The organism is Amycolatopsis eburnea (assembly GCF_003937945.1).
Lineage (GTDB): Bacteria > Actinomycetota > Actinomycetes > Mycobacteriales > Pseudonocardiaceae > Amycolatopsis > Amycolatopsis eburnea.
The window spans coordinates 267,363-283,647 of the sequence record NZ_RSEC01000032.1 but is presented as its reverse complement, the minus strand read 5'-3'; the positions used below and the strand labels follow the sequence as shown (position 1 = coordinate 283,647).

Here is a 16,285-nt window from a genome sequence, read left to right as displayed (position 1 = left end):
CCGGTGAGTCGGCCGCGGCGCGGCGGCGGTTACGTCATTCGCGCTGCTGACACCTGAAACGTTACTGCGCCGACGGCCGGATCAATCCCGATTCGTAAGCCGCGATCACCAGTTGCGCCCGGTCGCGCGCCGCCAGTTTGTGCAGCAGCCGGCCGATGTGGGTCTTCACCGTCGCGATCCCCAGGTGCAGGCGGCCCGCGATTTCGTCGTTCGACAGCCCTCGCGCGATCAGCGTCAGCACCTCCTGCTCCCGCGCCGTCACGCCGGCCAAGCGCGTCACCGGGCCCGTCGGGAGCCGGGCGAACTCCGCGACCAGGCGGCGCGTCACCGAAGGGGCCAGCAGCGCGTCGCCGGACGCCACCACCTCGATCGCCGCCAGGAGGTCCGCCGGGCGGGTGTCCTTGAGCAGGAAGCCGCTCGCGCCCGCGCGCAAGGCCGCGTAGACGTACTCGTCGAGGTCGAACGTCGTCAGCATCAGGACCCGGACGTCGCTCTCCGCGCAGATCCTCCGTGTCGCCTCGATCCCGTCCATCGACGGCATCCGGACGTCCATGAGCACGACGTCCGGCTGTTCGCGCCGGGTCAGGGCGACCGCCTCGACGCCGTCGGACGCCTCGCCGACGACCTCCAGGCCCGGCGCGCTGTCGACCAGCACCCGGAAGCTGCCGCGCAGGAGCGCCTGGTCGTCGGCGATCAGGACGCGGGTCATCGGGTCACCGCCGTTTCGTACGGCAGCCGTGCGAACACGCGGAAGCCGTGGTCGGCCGGGCCCGCGGAGAACTCGCCGCCGTAGACGGCCACGCGCTCGCGCATGCCGATCAGGCCGTGGCCCGGGGTCGCGACGCCGCCGCGGCCGTCGTCGCGGACTTCGATGCCCACTTCGCCGTCGCCGCCCGTGACGCGGATCCGGCACGTCGTCGCGGCTGCGTGCTTGACCACGTTGGTCAGCGCCTCCTGCACGATCCGGTACACCGACTGGCCGGCGCCGCCCGGCAGTTCGTCGAGGCCCTCGACGGCGAGGTCGACCGACAGGCCGGTCAGCTGCGCGCGGTCGGCGAGCGCGCGCAGGTCGGCGAGCGTCGGCGCGGGCGCCAGCGCCGGGACGCCGGTGCCGTCGCGCAGCACGCCCAGGACGCGCCGCAGCTCCGCCAGCGTCTCGCGGCTCGTGTCTTCGATGACCCGCAACGCTTCCCGCGCCTGGTCGGGTTGTTCGAGGGCGACGTGGTTGCCGACCGCGGCCTTCACCGCGATCAGGCTCATGCTGTGCGCGACGACGTCGTGCATCTCCCGCGCGATCCGCAGCCGTTCCGCGGAAACCGCTTCCCGCGCGTGGTTTTCCCGCTCGATCGCGGCGTATTCGCGGCGGCCGTGGACGGCGATGCCGAGCGCGAACCCGACGATCAGCGCCGACGCGCCGAAGTTCACCGTCGTCGCGGTGCTCGGGTTCGGCACCGCGACGCCGAGCAGGCCGATGCCGAGCAGTCCGGCCGCGAACCCGATCCGCGAGGCGCGGCTGCCGCGGTCGACGACGAACGTGTACAGCGCGCACCCGGCGGCCACCACGGCGACCGCCAGCACCGGCCCGCCGATCGGGATCGCCGCCGCGGTCAGCACCAGGGACAGGACGTAGGCGGGCCGCGGCCACCAGCGCCGCAGCAGGATCGGGGTGACGCTCGCCAGCAGGATCGCCCAGCCGAGCCAGGGCGGCAGCCACGGCGGCAGCGTCCATGCGCCGGCAGCGAGGTTGCCGCCGGCGCCGATCGCCAGCACGAGGACCGCCAGCACGTCGAGAACCACGCGGATGCGCATGAACCGAACGTAATGCGGACCCGCCCGCCGCGCGTCAACCCTGGGTCGGACGCTCCGCGTAGTGCTTCCTGACGGCCTCGACGCGCTCGGGCGGCCACTCCGGCAGCGTGACGCCGTGCGTGGCGGCGAACAGCTGGTCGAGCTGCTCGTGCCGCCGGGCCAGCTGGGTGGCGACGTCGGGCTCGGCCGCCTCGGTGAACTCGACGCGGGTGCCGTCGAGGGGATCCTGGACGACGTGCCAGCCGGGTTCGTCGGGCAGCAGCGCCCGGACCTCGTCGACCGGCTTCCAGACCAGGTCGCGGCGGAAGCGGATGGTCCCGCCGGCGAGGACCTCGCCCTCGCCGAGGCCGAATTCGTCCACATAGGACGCCATGCGGGCGTGCCAGTCCGACGGCTGTTCGGCGTCGCGGCCGGACAGCCGCGCGTCGAGGGCGTCCAGGCAGACGTCCCAGCCGGCGGCGGTGCGGCCCGCGGCCAGCTTCGCGATCGCCGGCTCGCCGCGGCCGAAGGTGTGCGTGAACTCCAGGAGGCAGCCGTCGCCGTCCGGGGTGATGAGCCAGCGCAGGGTGTCGTCGTTCCAGACGAACGTGAACTCGCGCGGCGGGTCGGCGGTGACGACCCGGCCGGTCGTCGACGTGTCCTCGCCGGGGAAGGTGAACCGGATCGCGCCGCCGTCCCGCAGTTCGACGTCGACCTTCGCCGGGAACCAGTGCTCGAGTTCGGCCGGATCGGTGATGGCCCGCCAGACGTGCTCGGGCGCGTGCTTCAGCCGGCGTTCCAGCCGGAGGGCGGGGCGGTCCTCGTCGGTCAGCAGTTTCGCGGGCATGCCTGTATATAACCACCGAGGCATATAAGGGTCAAGCGCCGCGGACGGCGGCGACCGCGGCGGCCAGCTCCGGGTCGCTCGCGGCCTTGTCGAGCGCCGTCCGCAGCACCGCGCAGTACGTCGGCTCGGTTTCGGCGTAGCGCTTGCGGCCGGTGTCGGTGATCACCGAGTAGACGCCGCGGCGGTCGTCTTCGCACAGGTCGCGGATGGTCAGGCCGGCGTCCTCGAGGCGGGCGCACATCCGGCTGACCGAGCTCTGGTTGAGCCCGATCGCGTCGGCGAGCTCCTGCATCCGCAGGCCGCCGCGCGGTCCGGCGACCAGCTTGCCGAGCGCGCGGTACTCGGACAGGCCGAGCCCGTGGCGCCGCTGCAGGGCCTTGGCGAGGTCCTGCTCGATCCGGGCGTGCAGCACGAGGACGCGTCCCCACGCCTGTTCGTCGACAGTCATTTCCGGCCTCCTCTTGACGCCAGGATAGTCCATGGGCAGTCTTTATATGTACATGCAAATAACTGGAGGGGTTCGGACATGAGTGACCGCAGCTTCCTGTTCCTGGTGGGTGCCGCGCGGGCCGGCGGAAACACGGAGATGCTGGCCCGGCGGGCGGCGAAGGCGCTGCCCGCGGACGTCGAGCAGTGCTGGATCCGGCTGCCGGAGGTGCCGCTGCCGCCGTTCGAGGACCGCCGCCACGGCGCCGGTTCGCACCCCGAGCCGGGCGAGAACGAGCAGCTGCTGATGGACGCCACCTTCGCCGCGACCGACATCGTGATCGTGTCGCCGGTGTACTGGTACTCGGTCGCGGCGAGCGTGAAGCTCTACCTCGACTACTGGTCCGGGTGGATGCGCCTGCCGGTGGAGTTCAAGCCGCGGATGCGCGGGAAGTCGCTGTGGGGCGTCAGCGTGCTGAGTGAAACCGCGCGGGAGGCCCAGCCGCTGATCGGCACGCTGGAGCTCTGCGCGGAGTACCTGGGCATGAACTGGGGCGGGGTGCTGCTCGGCAACGGCAGCCGCCCCGGCGACGTGCTGCTGGACGAGGACGCGATGGCGGCCGCGCCGTCGTTCTTCGCCGGCGCGGACCTGGTCACCGCCTGAGTCTCAAGCGCCCCAATTTGGCCTTCGGTGCGTCTGACGCACCCAAGGCGGCCTTCGGTGCGTGAGACGCAACCAAGGCCACATTGGGGCGCTCGGGTCAGTCCAGGACGGCCTTCGCGATCAGGCGCAGGCCCTCGACGAGGTCGGCGCCCGACGGCGCGTGGCCCGGGTCGATCAGCCACTGGAGCATCACGCCCGAGAGCAGGGCCTGGTGCACCGTGCCGGCGGCCCGGGCCTCGGCGCTGCCGTCGTCGAGCCCCTGGAAGAGGTTCGCCAGGCCGTCGCGGGCCTGCTCGAGGGCGTTCGCCAGCTGCGCGCGGACGTCGTCGTCGAGGTCCGGCTGCGCGTACGCCTCGAACGTCATCGCCCACATCCGGCGGTGCTCGGGGAACGACTCGATGACGCGCTGCCAGATCAGCTCGAACCGCTCGGCAGGCGACGTGCCCGCGGGCGTCTCCACCCGCAGCGTCGCGGCCAGGGTCTCGCCCCATTCTTCGTTCGCCTCGATCAGGGCCGCGTTGAGCAGCGCTTCGCGTGAGCCGAAGTGGTACCCGATCGCGGCCATGCTCACGTTCGCCGCCGAGGCCAGGTCCCGGACGGTCGTGCGGGCGTAGCCCTTCTCGTTCAGGCACTGCTTCGCGCCGGTCAGGAGCGCTTCCCGGTTTCCCATGCCCGCAGCCTAGCACGAACGCCTTAGGCGAACGTCTTGCGCGATCGCCCAAATCGGGGTTACCGTTCTCGGCATGACGAACCGACGAGTCCTCATCTCCGGCGCGAGCGTCGCCGGCCCCGCCCTCGCCTTCTGGCTCCACCGGTACGGCTTCACGCCGACGGTCGTCGAACGCGCACCCGAACTGCGTGACGGCGGCTACGCGGTCGACTTCCGCGGTGCTTCGCTGCGGGTCCTCGACCGCATGGGCCTGCGCGGCGCGGTCGAAGCGGCCGCGACGCGGATGGGCGACGTGACCTATGTGGACGGTGACGACCGGCCGCTGGTCGTCACGCCGTCGACGTACCAGAGCGGCGAGCTGGAGATCCTGCGCGGCGACCTCTCGCGCATCCTGTACGACGCCACGAAGGACGACACCGAGTACGTCTTCGGCGACTCGATCACCGGCATCACCGAGCACGGCGACGGCGTCGCGGTGACCTTCGCGCACGGCGAACCCCGCGAGTTCGACCTGGTCATCGGCGCCGACGGGCTGCACTCGAACGTGCGCTCGCTGGTCTTCGGCGACGAGCGCGAGTTCCGCCACGACCTCGGCTACTACGTCTCGATCTGCACCGTGCCCAACCACCTCGGGCTCGACCACACCGGCCGCTTCTACAACGAACCCAACCGCACGGTCGGCGTCTACAGCGCGCGGGACAACAACGAAGCCAAGGTGATGTTCTGGTTCGGCGCCGACCGGCTCGACCACGACCACCGCGACGTCGAGCAGCAGCGCCGGATCGTCGAGGAGCGGTTCGCCGGCGTCGGCTGGGAGACAACCGCGCTTCTCGACGCCATGCGCGCGGCGCCGGACTTCTACTTCGACTCGGCGAGCCAGATCAAGCTCGGCTCGTACGCGCGCGGCCGCGTCGCGCTGGTCGGTGACGCCGCCTACTGCGCCGCGCCGCTTTCGGGGATGGGCACGAGCCTGGCGGTCGTCGGCGCGTACGTGCTGGCGGGCGAGCTGGCTTCGGCGTCGCACGAAACGGCGTTCGCCGCGTACGAACGCGAAATGCGGCCCTTCGTCGACGCGTGCCAGAAACTGGCCGAGGGCAACGGGAAGTGGTTCGTCCCGCCGACGCGCGCGTGGCTGAAGTTCCGCAACCTCAACTACAAGCTGCTGCCGTACCTGCCGTGGCGCAAGCTGATCGAGGAGCTGCCGCTCAAGGCGGGCAACGCGATCACGCTGAAGCCGTATGCGGGGGCGCCGGTGTGACGCCGCGGCGCTTCGCGATGCCTGCCATGTTCTCTTCGCCCCAGTCGCCCAGCGGCAGCAACGCGGTGTTCAGCCGCTGACCCAGCCCGGTCAGCGAATACTCGACCTTCGGCGGGACCTCGTGGAACACCTCGCGGTGCACGACCTCGTCCGCCTCCAGCTCCCGCAGCGCCTGGATGAGCATCTTCTCGCTGATCCCGGCGACCTTCCGCTTCAGCTCGCCGAACCGCAGCGGCTCGGCGTGCAGCGCCCACAGGATCAGGGCCTTCCAGCGCCCGCCGATCACGTCGACGGCCGCGTCCAGTCCGCAGCGGTACGTCCGAGGCTGCATGCGCGATCCTTACTTTTTGGTGGGTACCTGACTTATTAGTCGGTACTTGTCCAGTGTAAAGCGCTACCCGCAGCATGGAACCCATGGGAGAAAGCAAGAAACAGGTGGGCGTGCTCGGCCTGGGGCGGATGGGCGCCGCCCTCGCCGGCGCGCTCTTGGGGGCGGGACACGACGTCTCGGTGTGGAACCGGTCGCCGCTCAAGGCCGGCCCACTGCTCGACCGCGGCGCCCGGCTCGCGGCCACGCCTTCGGAGGCGGCCGCGGCGGACGTGGTCATCAGCTGCCTGTCCACGTACGAAAGCCAGCAACCGGTGCTGGACGCGGCTTCGCTGCGGGGCCGGACGCTGGTGAACCTCACGTCCGGGACGCCGGAGCAGGCCCGCGGCGCCGCGAAGTGGGCGGCCTCGGAAGGCGTCGACTACGTGGACGGCGTCATCATGGCGGTGCCGCAGGGCATCGGGACGCCGGGCGCGCGGATCCTCTACAGCGGTTCGGAAACGGCGTTCGCGGCGCGGCGGGACGTCCTGGAAGTGCTCGGCGAGCCGGTGTTCCTCGGCGAGGACGCCGGCATGGCGGCGCTGTACGACCTGGCGCTGCTCGGGATGATGTGGTCGGCGATGGGCGGCTACCTGCACGCGCTCGCCCTGGTCGGCAGCGAAGGCGTCACCCCGGCGGAGTTCACGCCGATGGCCCTGGACTGGCTGTCCTCGGTCGGCGGCTTCCTGGCCGGGATCGGCGCGCAGGTGGCCAGCGGCGACTACGAAACCGACGTGTCCGCTTTGGACATCAACGCGGCCGGCCTCGCGATGCTCGTCGAGACGAGCCGCGCACAGGGCATCGGCACGGAGGTGCCCGCGACCCTGCGGGCGTTGTTCGACCGCGCGGTGGCGGCGGGCCACGGCGCGCACGCGATCGCGAGCGTCATCGAGGAGATCCGGTGAAGTACCTGGGGAAGAAGGCCGTCGTCACCGGCGGCACGCACGGCATGGGCCTGGCGGTGGTGCGCGCCCTGCTCGACGGCGGCGCCGAGGTGCTGCTGACCGGCCGCGACGTCTCGCCGCTCGAAGGGAAGCTGCCGGGCAAGGCCCACCTGCTGTCGTCCGACGCGGCCCGCCTGGCCGACGTCGACGAGCTGGGCGCGGTCGCCGCTTCGACGCTCGGCGAGCTGGACCTGGTGTTCGTCAACGTCGGCTTCGCGACGCTGACGCCGTGGGACGCCGCGACGCCCGAGGTCTACGACCGCACCTTCGACGTCAACACCAAGGGCGCGTACTTCACGGCGCAGAAGCTGGCGCCGCTGGTGCGTCCTGGTGGTTCGTTCGTCTTCACGACGTCGGTCGCGGCCGAGGCCGGGATCGCCGGGATGGGCCCGTACTCGGCGGCGAAGGCGGCGGTGCGGTCGTTCGCGCGCACGTACGCGGCCGAGCTGGCGCCCCGCGGGATTCGGGTCAACGTGGTCAGCCCGGGCTACACGGACACCCCGACGATGGGCGTCACCGGCGTCCCGGCCGAGGTTCTGGCGGAGTTCAAGGCGGCGGGCGACGAGATCACCCCGTTGAAGCGCCATGCGACGTCCGAGGAGGTGGCGGCGGCGGTGTTGTTCCTGGCGTTCGAGGCGACGTTCACCACCGGCGCCGACCTCCCGGTGGACGGCGGTCTCGGCCAGCGCCTCACCCTGCCCGCGTGAGGTGCGCGGCGAGCCCGGTCTCGCTTGGCGCGCGATCGGGGCGGAGGACGAGGTCGTCGTCGTAGTCGCCGCCGTTCTGCGTGCGGAAGGGGATCGGCTCGGTCGTTTCGAGGGCGCTGAGGCGGGTTCGCAGTAGTTCGCGGGCTTCGGCGAACTCGGCGTCGGACACCCGGTCGGCGCCGAAGACCGGAACCGGTGGCAGCACGGACATCCCGGCGTAGAACAGCGTCCCGTGGTGCAGCGGGAACAGGACGTCGGCCAGCGCGCCGTTCACGCCACGCGGCCCCATGGCCGGCTCGCGGGCACCCGCGGTGAGCACCACCACCGCGCGCTTGCCCGCGAGCCGGCCTTCGCCGTAGCGCAGCGTCCGGCCGTCCTCGCCGCGGACGCCGTACCCGAACCCCTTCACGAAAACGCGGTCGAACCAGCCCTTCAGGATCGCCGGCAGGCCGTACCACCACAGCGGGAACTGCACGACGACGGCGTCCGCCCAGTCCAGCTTTTCCTGCTCGGCGACGATGTCCGCGCTGAGTTCGCCCCGCGCGTGCGCCCGGGCCGACGTCGCCCCGACGACCAGCCGCTCGTCCCCGGCCTCGGCCCCGAAGTCGGCGGCGTCGACCACCGGGTTCCACTTCATCGCGTACAGGTCCGACTCCCGGACGTCGTGCCCGAGCTCCCGGAGCGTCCGGACCCCGTCGTCGCGGAGGGCCCCGCTCAGCGAGCGCGGTTCGGGATGCGCGAATACCCACAAGACGTTCATGACCTCGATGGTCACGTCCTCGGCGAGCCGATTCGAGTGGCCCGATGGCCAACCTGTGCAAGAATCGGGCCATGGCCGAATTCGCGCACCCGAACCGCCACCACGTCGCCGTCCTGGTCCGCCACGGCATGCTCGTGATCGAGCTGGGCATCGTCCACCGGCTGTTCGGGCAGGCGCGGTCGGCCTCCGGCGAGCCGCTGTACGAGGTCGTGACCTGCACGCTCGAGCCCGGCCCGGTGCGCACCGACTCGGACTTCACCATCCCGGTCGACCGCGGTCCCGAGGCGCTCGCCGAGGCGGACACGGTGATCGTCCCCGCGTCCCGGGCCGAGTACGAGCCGATGGCCCGCGTGCTGACCCCGCCGCTCAAGGCCGCGCTCGCCCGCATCCCGCGGCACGCGCGGATCGCGTCGATCTGCACCGGCGCGTTCGTGCTCGCCGCGGCCGGCCTCCTCGACGGCCGCCCGGCCACCACCCACTGGCGCTCCGCCGAGGAACTGCAGGACCGCTTCCCCGAGGTCGACGTCGACCCCTGCGTGCTCTACACCGACGACGGCGACGTCCTCACTTCGGCGGGTGTCGCCGCCGGCATCGACCTGGTGCTGCACATGATCCGGCGCGACCACGGCGCGGCCGTGGCCAACGAGGTCGCCCGCGGCACGGTCGTCTCCCCGCACCGCGAGGGCGGCCAGGCCCAGTTCGTCCGCCGCCTGGTTCCCGAGCCGAGCACGTCGTCGACGAAGGAAGCCCGCGCGTGGGCGCTGGAGAACCTGCACCGGCCGCTGACCCTGCGCGAGCTCGCCGCCCGCGAGGCGATGAGCACCCGCACGTTCACCCGCCGCTTCCGCGAGGAAGTCGGTATCTCGGCCCTGCAGTGGCTGACCCAGCAACGCGTCGAGCGCGCCCGCCAGCTCCTCGAGGAAACCGACCTCGCGGTCGACCGCGTCGCCACTGAGGCAGGCTTCGGCACGGCGGCGTCCCTGCGCCAGCACTTCCAGGCGGCCCTCGGGGTGTCGCCGAGCGCGTACCGCTCGACGTTCCGCGGCGAACTGGCCGCCCAAGCCGGGTAGCGTCGGCTCATGGACGACTTCTACGTCAGCCAAAGCCGTTTCACCGACCCGGGCCCCCAGGCGTCCTGGCTCGACACGACACCCCGCGACCTCGACGCCCTGCGCGCGGCGGCGTTCCAGCTCGTGTTCCACTACTGGGCCCACGGCGACATCACGCAGCACGGCTTCCCGACTTCGCGCCGGGGTGAGATCACCTTGCGCTACGCGTCGGACATGTTCGCGCGCCTGCGCGAACTCGACCCGGCCCCACCCGGCGGACCGCGCCCGCCGCTGCACCGGATCGTCGGCTGCTGCCGTGATTACACCCTCCTGTTCGTCTCGATGGCCCGCCACCACGGCATCCCGGCCCGCGCCCGCGTCGGCTTCGCCGGCTACCTGATGCCCGGCTGGTACCTCGACCACGTCGTCGCCGAAGTCCACGACGGCACCGGCTGGCACCTGGTCGAACCGGGCTTCGGCGGCAACGTCGCGTTCGACCTCCTCGACGTCCCCCGCGACCAGTTCCTCACCGGCGCCGACGCGTGGACGGCGGCCCGCGCGGGCGACCTCGACCCGGCCAGGCTGGTCGTCTCCCCGGACCTGGACGCCCCGTTCCTGCGCGGCCTCCCGTACGCGCGGCACAGCCTCGTGCTCGACCTCGCCTCGCTCAACAAGCACGAGATGCTCCAGTGGGACCTCTGGGGCACCCTCGACACCGCCGCCCCCGACCCGGCGGCCATCGCCCGCACCGACGAGCTGGCCGAGCTGATGGCCGACGCAGACGTCGATCAGCTGCGCGTCGCCTTCGAGGCCGACGACGTCCGGGTGCCGCCGGTGATCCGCTCGCTCACCCCGCCGGCACAGCTCCCGGCCGAGGTCGTGCTTCGCTGATCTCGACGGCGGTCCGCACGAACCGCGCGATCCGCACGTCCCGCGCGGTGGCCGCCCAGGCGAGCGCGAGCGCGTACGGTGTCGCGTCCACCACCGGCCGGTAGACGACGTCGTTGCGCGAGCGCAGGTCGGCCACCGACGCGGGCAGCAGCGCGATCGCCTGCCCGAGCGCGACGGTCTCCAGCAGCTGAGCGCTGTCGCGCACCACCGGCCCCGGCGTCACCGGCCCGCCGGTGACGTCCTGCCCCGACCAGTACGCCCGCTCCGCGGCGGACGAACCCGGCCAGAGCGGCGTCGCCCGCCCGGCGAAGTCGGCGCAGGTCAGTACCGAGCGCCGGGCCAGCTCGTGCCCCGCAGGCAGCGCGGCGACCCGCGGCTCGCTGACGAGCACTTCGACGTCCAGCCCGTCGTGGTCGCCCGGGCAGCCCAGCACGGCGACGTCGGCCTGGCCATCGCGCAGCAGGCCGGCCTGCTCGCCGAACCCGCTGACCCGGATTTCCACCGGATCCGGGTGCGCGTCGGCGATCCGCCGCAGCAGATCGGTCGCGACCCCGGGCTTCGCGGTGACGACGAGCGCCGGCAGCTGCTGAACAGCCCGCCGCGTCCGCCGCACCGCCGCGGCGACGGCGTCCAGCGCCTTCGCGGACTCGACGAACAGGACGTTCCCGGCCGGCGTCAGCGAGACGTGCCGGCTGGTGCGTTCGAAGAGCTGCACGCCGAGCCGCCGCTCCAGCAACCGGATCGCCCGCGACAGGGGCGGCTGCGCCATCCCGAGCCGCTCGGCCGCGCGGGAGAAGTTCAGCTCCTCGGCGACCGCGCGGAAATACCGCAGCTCACGGACCTCGACATCGTCCATACCGGGAGAGTATCGCGGCAGAGTCCACAGGTCTTTCCCTTTCTGTTTCGCGAATGGTGGGGTTGGTGTCGATAACTCCACAAAGGACGGACAGTGATGACGGATTCGCAGCGGAACAAGGAAGTGGTCCTCGGGTTCCTCCAGATGGCCTTCGGTGAGAAACGCCCGGTGGCGGCGTTCGAGACGTATGTGGGCGAGGGGTATGTCCAGCACAACCCGCACGCGCCGGGGGACGCGGCGGAATCGGCCCGGTATCTGGCGCGGTTCGTGGAGAGGTTTCCGGAGCTGAGGTTGGAGGTGCGGCGGGTGGTCGCGGAGGGGGATCTGGTTTGCACGCACAGCTTGATGCGGTTGACGCCCGATTCGCGGGGGAGCGCGATCGCGGATGTGATGCGGGTGCGGGAGGGGCGGATCGTGGAGCATTGGGATGTGGTGCAGGAGGTGCCGGAGGTGACGGTGAGCGGGAATCCGATGGTTTAGGCGGGCTTGCCGGGGGTGGGCGGTTGCGGTGACGGGCGGAGCGTGCGTGGAGTTCGTGGCGGTCGGGCTTGCGCGAGTGGTGGTGGGCTCGGTTGTGAGGGGGCGCGCCGGTGCCGGTCGGTCGGTAGTGCCGCGCGGGTGGGCCGCGGAGCCGTGGGTGGGCGATCGGAGACCCGGCGGCGCCTTGGGTCGGCACGGCCGCCGCGCCGGCGGGCGGATGAGTGCGTTGGTCGGGGGCGTGCTCCGCCGACGATGGGCGGGATCGCGGGGTGGGTGCGGTGAGAGGGTGGCGGGTGCCGTTACGGGGCGATGCCGTTGAGCACCGTGCGGACCACCGCTTCCGGCTCCGGGGGGTTCGTTCGGCTTGCGTGGGGGAAGATCGTGCCCAGGACCGTCTCGTGGCAGTAGCCCACCAGCAGGGCTGCTGCCGCGTCCACATCGGACTCCGGGTGGAGCCTGCCCAGGGCTTGCTCCTCCTTCAGATACGCCAGCAGGCGGTCGCGCCAGTCGGCCGGGCGCTCGCCGAGGTCCGCGAAGCGCTGGAGGATCTCCGGGTTGCCGTAGAGGCCGCTGAAGGCCGGGACGATCACGCGGTGGAGGCCGAGGCCGTACTCCAGGTGACGCTCGAGGTTGGCCGCCAGGGTTCCTTCGCCCGCCACCGGGAGCTTGCCCAGCAACGTCTCCGCGCCGCGGACGTGGCGGTCCAGTGCCCAGGCCACCAGCTCCTCCTTGTCGGAGAAGTGGTTGTACAGCACGCCGTCGGCGACGCCTGCCGTGCGCGCTATTTCGCGCACCGTCAGGCCCGCTGTGCCGCGGGTGGCGATCAGCTTCTCGGCGGCTTCGACCAAGAGGTCGTGCAGGGACTGCCCGTCCTTCTGGGCCGCGGCTTTCCTCGGTGACATCACCGCCATCGTACGGGGACCCGCGTCACGACCTCCTTCCCGTGACCAGCCACGCCGTGCCGCGCAGGCGGACCGCGTCCGGTTTCGCGAACTCCTCCAGCGCCGCGGTGAGGGCGCCGGTCGCCTCGGCCGCCGTCTTGGGGTCGACGAGGCCCAGGTGGTGGCGGACCGGGCCCCAGCCGGCGATGAACTTCGCCGCGTCCGGGACGTCGTGGCCCCAGACCTGGTCCGCCTCGACGTGGGTGCACGTCACGTCTTCGAAGCCCGCTTCGGTCAGCACCGCCTTCGTCCGGTCCGGGTCCGCGAAGGACGTCGGGCCGCTGCCGTCCGGGCCGGTCGGCTGGGGGAGGTACGGCGCCATCGCGCCGAACAGCCGGCCGAGGTCCGTGCCGGACAAAGCCGTCATGCACAGGAACGCCAGGCGGCCGCCTGCGCTCAGCGCCCGGTGGATGTTGGCGAACGCGGCCACCGGGTCGGCGAAGAACATCACGCCGAAGCGGCTCACGGCCAGGTCGAAGCCGCCGTCGGGGAACGGGTGGACCTGCGCGTCGCCCTGCTCGAAGGTCACGTTCGGGGACTCCGCCGCCCGGGCCCGTGCCGTCGCGAGCATCGGGCCGGACAGGTCCACGCCGGTCACGGACCGGGCGCGGGTCGCCGCCAGCCGGGTCAGCTGGCCGTTGCCGCAGCCGATGTCGAGGACCCGGTCCGTCAAGCCGACCTGGTCGAGCAAGTAGTGGTTGAAACCGCTGTTCACCGCGTCATAGCGGTCGGCGTTCGTCGCCCAATGCTCCCCCTCGTACCCGTTCCACGCTTCGGCCTGCGCGGTGTTGACGATCCCGGTCATCTCAGCCTCCATTCCATGAACACTCGTTCATGAACATGTGTTCATCGTGGCCCGCTCAGGAGCCTGCTGTCAAGGGAGTCGCATTCGATCACCTGTTCGAGTGGTCGACCGCGATGTGCAGGGAGGCAAGGCGCGCGGGATCCGCGATCACCTCGTACGCCGCCACCCGATCGCCCTCGACCACCACGGTGAGCACGAGCGAAAGCCGTCCGCGCGGAGCGACGACGACCCCGATCGAGCCGTCGATCAGCGCCGCTTCGGCGAACCGGGCCCGCTTCCCGAACACCTGCGTTTCCTCCGCCACCGCACGGGCTCCCCGCACTTCGAGCGCCGCTCCCGCCGGCAGCGCGGCCGCGTCGGCGCGGCGGACGACGTCCGGGGCCAGCACTTCGAGCAGCGTGGCGAGGTCGCCGCCGCGGGCCGCGGTCAGGAACGCGTCCACCACCCGGCGGTGCCGAGCCAGGTCGGCGGGCGGCAGCGGGGACGTGCCCCGCACCCGGTGCCGCGCCCGGCTCGCCAGCTTCTTCGCCGCCACCGGCGTGCGGTCGAGCACCGGCGCGATCCGGTCGAACGGCACCGCGAACAGGTCGTGCAGCACGAACGCGATCCGCTCGGCGGGCCCCAGCGCGTCCAGCACGACGAGCAGCGCGCGGCCCACCGAGTCGGCCAGCTCGACTTCACCGGCCGGATCGGTGTGCGCGACCGGCTCCGGCACCACCTCGAACGGCTCTTCGCGCCGGGCCTTCCGGGAGCGCAGCACGTCGAGGCAGACGCGGGAAACGACCGTGGTCAGCCACGCCGCCAGGTTGTCGACGGACCCGGCCCGGGTGAGCCGCAGCCAGGCTTCCTGGACGGCGTCGTCCGCTTCGGCCGCCGAGCCGAGCATCCGGTAGGCCAGCCCGCGCAGCCTGCCGCGCTCGGCCTCGAACAACTCCGCCAGCTCGTCCATCGGTCACCTTTCGCCGCCGCCCACCGTCGCTCCTTCGACGACCGACGACAACCAGAGGTGACCGAATGAGCTTGCTGACCCCCGCCGACCTGGGCGGCTGGCGCCTGCCGAACCGCGTCGTGCTGGCGCCGACCACCCGGGCCCGCGTCCCCGACGGCGTGCCCGGCGACCTGCAGACCGCCTACTACGCGCAGCGCGCCGGCGCCGGGCTCGTCGTCGCCGAGGCGACCTGGGTGAGCGAACGGGCCATCGGCTTCGAGAACGTCCCGGGCCTCTACACCGACGAGCAGGTTGCGGGCTGGCGGCGGGTGACCGACGTCGTGCACTCGCTGGGCGGCCGGATCGTGGTGCAGCTGTGGCACACCGGGGCCGTTTCGCACCCGGACATCCTCGGCGCGCACCCGGCCGGGCCGTCGGCGGTGAACCCCGAAGAGCCAGTGCACCTCGCCTCCGGACGTAGTTCGACGCCGACTCCGCGGGCGATGAGCGTCGCCGAGATCCGCGCCACCGTCGCGGACTACGGCGCGGCGGCGAGGAACGCGCGCCGCGCCGGCTTCGACGGCGTCGAGATCGCGGCCAACGGCGTGTACCTGCTCGCCCAGTTCCTGCACCCGCGGCTCAACCACCGCACCGACGCCTACGGTGGGTCCGCGGCCAACCGGCGGCGCCTGCTCACGGAGGTCGTCGAGGCGGCCCGCGAACACGGCCGCGTCGGCGTCCGGCTGTCGCCGTGGTGGACCGGCGGGCTGTTCACCGTGGACGAGGAGCTCCGCACCGAGTACGACGCGCTCGTCGCCGCGCTCGACGTGGACTACCTGCACCTGCGCGGGCCCGACACCGGACCGGACTTCGCCGCCTTCGCGCGGTACCGGCGGCTGTTCGGCGGTTTCGTCATCGTCAACAACGGTTTCGGCCGCGACACCGGCAACGCCGTGCTCGACGCCGGGATCGCCGACGCGGTTTCCTTCGCCCGGCACTTCGTCGCGAACCCGGACCTGGTGACGCGGTTCGCGCTCGACCTCCCGCTCGCGCCCGGCGACCCGGCGACGTACTACGGCGGTGGCGCGGAGGGGTACCTCGATCAGCCGCAGGCCGCGATGGCGGCGGTGTCCCAGTAGAACGGCGAACTACTCCGCCGGGCACCACACCGCCAGCTCGCTCCCGCCCGGCTCCCGGAAGTGGAACCGCCGCCCGCCGGGGAAGGAGAACGGTTCCTTGGTCACCTCGCCGCCCGCGGCCACCACCGCCTCGCGGGCGGCGGGGAGGTCGTCGGTGCGGATCGTGATCAGGGGCGCGCTGGGCCGCTCCGCCGCGTCGGACTGGAACCCGAACGTGAGGCCGGCGGCCCGGACGTCGGTGTAGTCCGGGCCGTACGGTGTCACGCGCCAGCCGAAGGCGCGCTCGAAGAACTGCCCGGACGCCGTGGCGGAGGCGGACGGGAACTCGGCGAAGTCGACTTCGTACATGCCGCCGACGCTAGCGGCGACCACCGACAAAACCGCGCGACCGAGCCGCCGCCAGCGCGCCGAGTGCCGCCGCGACCAGGCCGATCACCAGCGCCGCGTAGCCGCCGACGATCCCGTAGCCGGTGCCCGGACCGCCCTTCGCGGCGGCCACGACCCACCCGCCGATGCCCACGCCCGCGACTCCCGTGACCAGCGCGGCGACCGCGCCCTTGCCGCGGCGGAGGGCCAGCGCGCCCAAGACCACCCCGGCGATGCCCAGTGCGGCGCCCACCAGGGACCACAGCCGTCCCGGCGTCAGGTCGTAAGCGCTGGCGGCGATGTTCATGAGCTGCTCCTTCGGTTCCGGATCGGACGTCCTCGAGCATGTCCGCGAAGGCGCCGCCGGTCGTCGTGCGGACGTCGACATCGGGCTACCGC

At 72.3% G+C, this 16,285-nt stretch carries 21 protein-coding genes; 8 read left to right on the top strand and 13 right to left on the bottom strand.

The genetic code is table 11. The features are described 5' to 3' along the window. Positions 1-61: 61 nt before the first annotated feature. Genes EIY87_RS09025 through EIY87_RS09010 form a run of 4 tightly spaced genes read right to left on the bottom strand, consistent with a single transcriptional unit; the run spans position 62 to position 3,083 of the window. Positions 62-709 carry a response regulator gene (locus EIY87_RS09025; protein WP_125307201.1) on the bottom strand — a complete coding sequence of 216 codons (648 nt, stop codon included), beginning with the start codon at positions 707-709 and terminating at the stop codon, positions 62-64. Further along, positions 706-1,809 (bottom strand): sensor histidine kinase, encoded by a 1,104-nt coding sequence (locus tag EIY87_RS09020; RefSeq protein WP_125307200.1) that lies wholly within the window; start codon positions 1,807-1,809, stop codon positions 706-708. The genes EIY87_RS09025 and EIY87_RS09020 overlap by 4 nt, the downstream gene beginning before the upstream one ends. Before the next feature lie 34 nt (positions 1,810-1,843). Further along, positions 1,844-2,635, bottom strand: a complete 792-nt coding sequence (locus tag EIY87_RS09015) for an SRPBCC family protein (RefSeq protein ID WP_125307199.1) — start codon at positions 2,633-2,635, stop codon at positions 1,844-1,846. A gap of 31 nt (positions 2,636-2,666) precedes the next feature. Further along, positions 2,667-3,083: a MarR family winged helix-turn-helix transcriptional regulator gene (locus tag EIY87_RS09010; protein WP_125307198.1), complete on the bottom strand. Its 417-nt coding sequence runs from the start codon at positions 3,081-3,083 to the stop codon at positions 2,667-2,669. A 78-nt stretch (positions 3,084-3,161) separates the two neighbouring features. Here EIY87_RS09010 and EIY87_RS09005 point away from each other — a divergent pair, with 78 nt between their 5' ends. Continuing rightward, positions 3,162-3,725: a flavodoxin family protein gene (locus EIY87_RS09005; protein WP_125307197.1), complete on the top strand. Its 564-nt coding sequence runs from the start codon at positions 3,162-3,164 to the stop codon at positions 3,723-3,725. Positions 3,726-3,822: 97 nt separating this feature from the next. Here EIY87_RS09005 and EIY87_RS09000 read toward each other — a convergent pair whose 3' ends face one another. Then, positions 3,823-4,395 carry a TetR/AcrR family transcriptional regulator gene (locus EIY87_RS09000; protein WP_125307196.1) on the bottom strand — a complete coding sequence of 191 codons (573 nt, stop codon included), beginning with the start codon at positions 4,393-4,395 and terminating at the stop codon, positions 3,823-3,825. Positions 4,396-4,468: 73 nt separating this feature from the next. Between EIY87_RS09000 and EIY87_RS08995 the strand changes: the two genes are divergently transcribed. Then, entirely contained in the window at positions 4,469-5,653 is a 1,185-nt protein-coding gene (locus EIY87_RS08995) for an FAD-dependent monooxygenase (protein ID WP_125307195.1), read from the top strand. Here EIY87_RS08995 and EIY87_RS08990 read toward each other — a convergent pair. Next, positions 5,619-5,984 (bottom strand): winged helix-turn-helix transcriptional regulator, encoded by a 366-nt coding sequence (locus EIY87_RS08990; protein WP_191984022.1) that lies wholly within the window; start codon positions 5,982-5,984, stop codon positions 5,619-5,621. The genes EIY87_RS08995 and EIY87_RS08990 overlap by 35 nt on opposite strands. 83 nt (positions 5,985-6,067) lie before the next feature. Between EIY87_RS08990 and EIY87_RS08985 the strand changes: the two genes are divergently transcribed. Next, positions 6,068-6,925 carry an NAD(P)-dependent oxidoreductase gene (locus tag EIY87_RS08985; RefSeq protein ID WP_225439785.1) on the top strand — a complete coding sequence of 286 codons (858 nt, stop codon included), beginning with the start codon at positions 6,068-6,070 and terminating at the stop codon, positions 6,923-6,925. After that, positions 6,922-7,671, top strand: a complete 750-nt coding sequence (locus tag EIY87_RS08980) for an SDR family NAD(P)-dependent oxidoreductase (RefSeq protein WP_125307194.1) — start codon at positions 6,922-6,924, stop codon at positions 7,669-7,671. Before EIY87_RS08985 ends, EIY87_RS08980 begins: the two co-directional genes overlap by 4 nt. On the opposite strand, the gene EIY87_RS08975 is transcribed toward EIY87_RS08980, so the two are convergent. Then, positions 7,655-8,431, bottom strand: a complete 777-nt coding sequence (locus EIY87_RS08975) for an NAD(P)H-dependent oxidoreductase (protein ID WP_191984021.1) — start codon at positions 8,429-8,431, stop codon at positions 7,655-7,657. The genes EIY87_RS08980 and EIY87_RS08975 overlap by 17 nt on opposite strands. Positions 8,432-8,502: 71 nt before the next feature. On the opposite strand from EIY87_RS08975, the gene EIY87_RS08970 reads away from it, so the two are divergent. Both EIY87_RS08970 and EIY87_RS08965 read left to right on the top strand, forming a co-directional pair. Further along, a complete protein-coding gene (locus tag EIY87_RS08970) occupies positions 8,503-9,501 on the top strand; it encodes a GlxA family transcriptional regulator (RefSeq protein ID WP_125307192.1) in 999 nt (332 codons plus the stop codon). Between the two features lie 9 nt (positions 9,502-9,510). Then, entirely contained in the window at positions 9,511-10,371 is an 861-nt protein-coding gene (locus EIY87_RS08965) for a transglutaminase-like domain-containing protein (RefSeq protein ID WP_125307191.1), read from the top strand. On the opposite strand, the gene EIY87_RS08960 is transcribed toward EIY87_RS08965, so the two are convergent. Further along, complete coding sequence (locus EIY87_RS08960) at positions 10,328-11,227, bottom strand: LysR family transcriptional regulator (RefSeq protein WP_125307190.1); 900 nt, start codon at positions 11,225-11,227, stop codon at positions 10,328-10,330. The two genes, EIY87_RS08965 and EIY87_RS08960, sit on opposite strands and share 44 nt — an antisense overlap. Before the next feature lie 96 nt (positions 11,228-11,323). On the opposite strand from EIY87_RS08960, the gene EIY87_RS08955 reads away from it, so the two are divergent. Beyond that, positions 11,324-11,707 (top strand): nuclear transport factor 2 family protein, encoded by a 384-nt coding sequence (locus EIY87_RS08955; RefSeq protein WP_125307189.1) that lies wholly within the window; start codon positions 11,324-11,326, stop codon positions 11,705-11,707. Between the two features lie 299 nt (positions 11,708-12,006). Here the strand turns inward: EIY87_RS08955 and EIY87_RS08950 are convergent, their stop codons facing one another. From EIY87_RS08950 to EIY87_RS08940, 3 genes are all read right to left on the bottom strand, one after another. Then, entirely contained in the window at positions 12,007-12,609 is a 603-nt protein-coding gene (locus EIY87_RS08950) for a TetR/AcrR family transcriptional regulator (protein WP_225439782.1), read from the bottom strand. Between the two features lie 25 nt (positions 12,610-12,634). Then, complete coding sequence (locus tag EIY87_RS08945) at positions 12,635-13,453, bottom strand: class I SAM-dependent methyltransferase (protein WP_125307187.1); 819 nt, start codon at positions 13,451-13,453, stop codon at positions 12,635-12,637. An 88-nt stretch (positions 13,454-13,541) separates the two neighbouring features. After that, positions 13,542-14,402, bottom strand: coding sequence for a sigma-70 family RNA polymerase sigma factor (locus tag EIY87_RS08940; RefSeq protein ID WP_125307186.1), 861 nt, complete (start codon positions 14,400-14,402; stop codon positions 13,542-13,544). A gap of 65 nt (positions 14,403-14,467) precedes the next feature. Here EIY87_RS08940 and EIY87_RS08935 point away from each other — a divergent pair, with 65 nt between their 5' ends. Then, a complete protein-coding gene (locus EIY87_RS08935) occupies positions 14,468-15,520 on the top strand; it encodes an alkene reductase (protein WP_125307185.1) in 1,053 nt (350 codons plus the stop codon). Between the two features lie 9 nt (positions 15,521-15,529). On the opposite strand, the gene EIY87_RS08930 is transcribed toward EIY87_RS08935, so the two are convergent. Continuing rightward, positions 15,530-15,868: a VOC family protein gene (locus tag EIY87_RS08930; RefSeq protein ID WP_125307184.1), complete on the bottom strand. Its 339-nt coding sequence runs from the start codon at positions 15,866-15,868 to the stop codon at positions 15,530-15,532. Between the two features lie 10 nt (positions 15,869-15,878). Further along, positions 15,879-16,193 carry a DUF6223 family protein gene (locus tag EIY87_RS08925; protein WP_125307183.1) on the bottom strand — a complete coding sequence of 105 codons (315 nt, stop codon included), beginning with the start codon at positions 16,191-16,193 and terminating at the stop codon, positions 15,879-15,881. Positions 16,194-16,285 lie beyond the last annotated feature (92 nt).

Bases quoted from the DNA above. Each gene is read 5' to 3' on its own strand.
- EIY87_RS08945 (WP_125307187.1), bottom strand. From the start codon at position 13,453: ATGACCGGGATCGTCAACACCGCGCAGGCCGAAGCGTGGAACGGGTAC.
- EIY87_RS08995 (WP_125307195.1), top strand. From the start codon at position 4,469: ATGACGAACCGACGAGTCCTCATCTCCGGCGCGAGCGTCGCCGGCCCC.
- EIY87_RS09005 (WP_125307197.1), top strand. From the start codon at position 3,162: ATGAGTGACCGCAGCTTCCTGTTCCTGGTGGGTGCCGCGCGGGCCGGC.
- EIY87_RS08965 (WP_125307191.1), top strand. From the start codon at position 9,511: ATGGACGACTTCTACGTCAGCCAAAGCCGTTTCACCGACCCGGGCCCC.
- EIY87_RS08960 (WP_125307190.1), bottom strand. From the start codon at position 11,227: ATGGACGATGTCGAGGTCCGTGAGCTGCGGTATTTCCGCGCGGTCGCC.
- EIY87_RS08985 (WP_225439785.1), top strand. From the start codon at position 6,068: ATGGGAGAAAGCAAGAAACAGGTGGGCGTGCTCGGCCTGGGGCGGATG.
- EIY87_RS09020 (WP_125307200.1), bottom strand. From the start codon at position 1,809: ATGCGCATCCGCGTGGTTCTCGACGTGCTGGCGGTCCTCGTGCTGGCG.
- EIY87_RS09000 (WP_125307196.1), bottom strand. From the start codon at position 4,395: ATGGGAAACCGGGAAGCGCTCCTGACCGGCGCGAAGCAGTGCCTGAAC.
- EIY87_RS08930 (WP_125307184.1), bottom strand. From the start codon at position 15,868: ATGTACGAAGTCGACTTCGCCGAGTTCCCGTCCGCCTCCGCCACGGCG.
- EIY87_RS08990 (WP_191984022.1), bottom strand. From the start codon at position 5,984: ATGCAGCCTCGGACGTACCGCTGCGGACTGGACGCGGCCGTCGACGTG.
- EIY87_RS08975 (WP_191984021.1), bottom strand. From the start codon at position 8,431: ATGAACGTCTTGTGGGTATTCGCGCATCCCGAACCGCGCTCGCTGAGC.
- EIY87_RS09025 (WP_125307201.1), bottom strand. From the start codon at position 709: ATGACCCGCGTCCTGATCGCCGACGACCAGGCGCTCCTGCGCGGCAGC.
- EIY87_RS08955 (WP_125307189.1), top strand. From the start codon at position 11,324: ATGACGGATTCGCAGCGGAACAAGGAAGTGGTCCTCGGGTTCCTCCAG.
- EIY87_RS08950 (WP_225439782.1), bottom strand. From the start codon at position 12,609: ATGTCACCGAGGAAAGCCGCGGCCCAGAAGGACGGGCAGTCCCTGCAC.
- EIY87_RS08940 (WP_125307186.1), bottom strand. From the start codon at position 14,402: ATGGACGAGCTGGCGGAGTTGTTCGAGGCCGAGCGCGGCAGGCTGCGC.
- EIY87_RS08970 (WP_125307192.1), top strand. From the start codon at position 8,503: ATGGCCGAATTCGCGCACCCGAACCGCCACCACGTCGCCGTCCTGGTC.
- EIY87_RS08935 (WP_125307185.1), top strand. From the start codon at position 14,468: ATGAGCTTGCTGACCCCCGCCGACCTGGGCGGCTGGCGCCTGCCGAAC.
- EIY87_RS08925 (WP_125307183.1), bottom strand. From the start codon at position 16,193: ATGAACATCGCCGCCAGCGCTTACGACCTGACGCCGGGACGGCTGTGG.
- EIY87_RS09010 (WP_125307198.1), bottom strand. From the start codon at position 3,083: ATGACTGTCGACGAACAGGCGTGGGGACGCGTCCTCGTGCTGCACGCC.
- EIY87_RS09015 (WP_125307199.1), bottom strand. From the start codon at position 2,635: ATGCCCGCGAAACTGCTGACCGACGAGGACCGCCCCGCCCTCCGGCTG.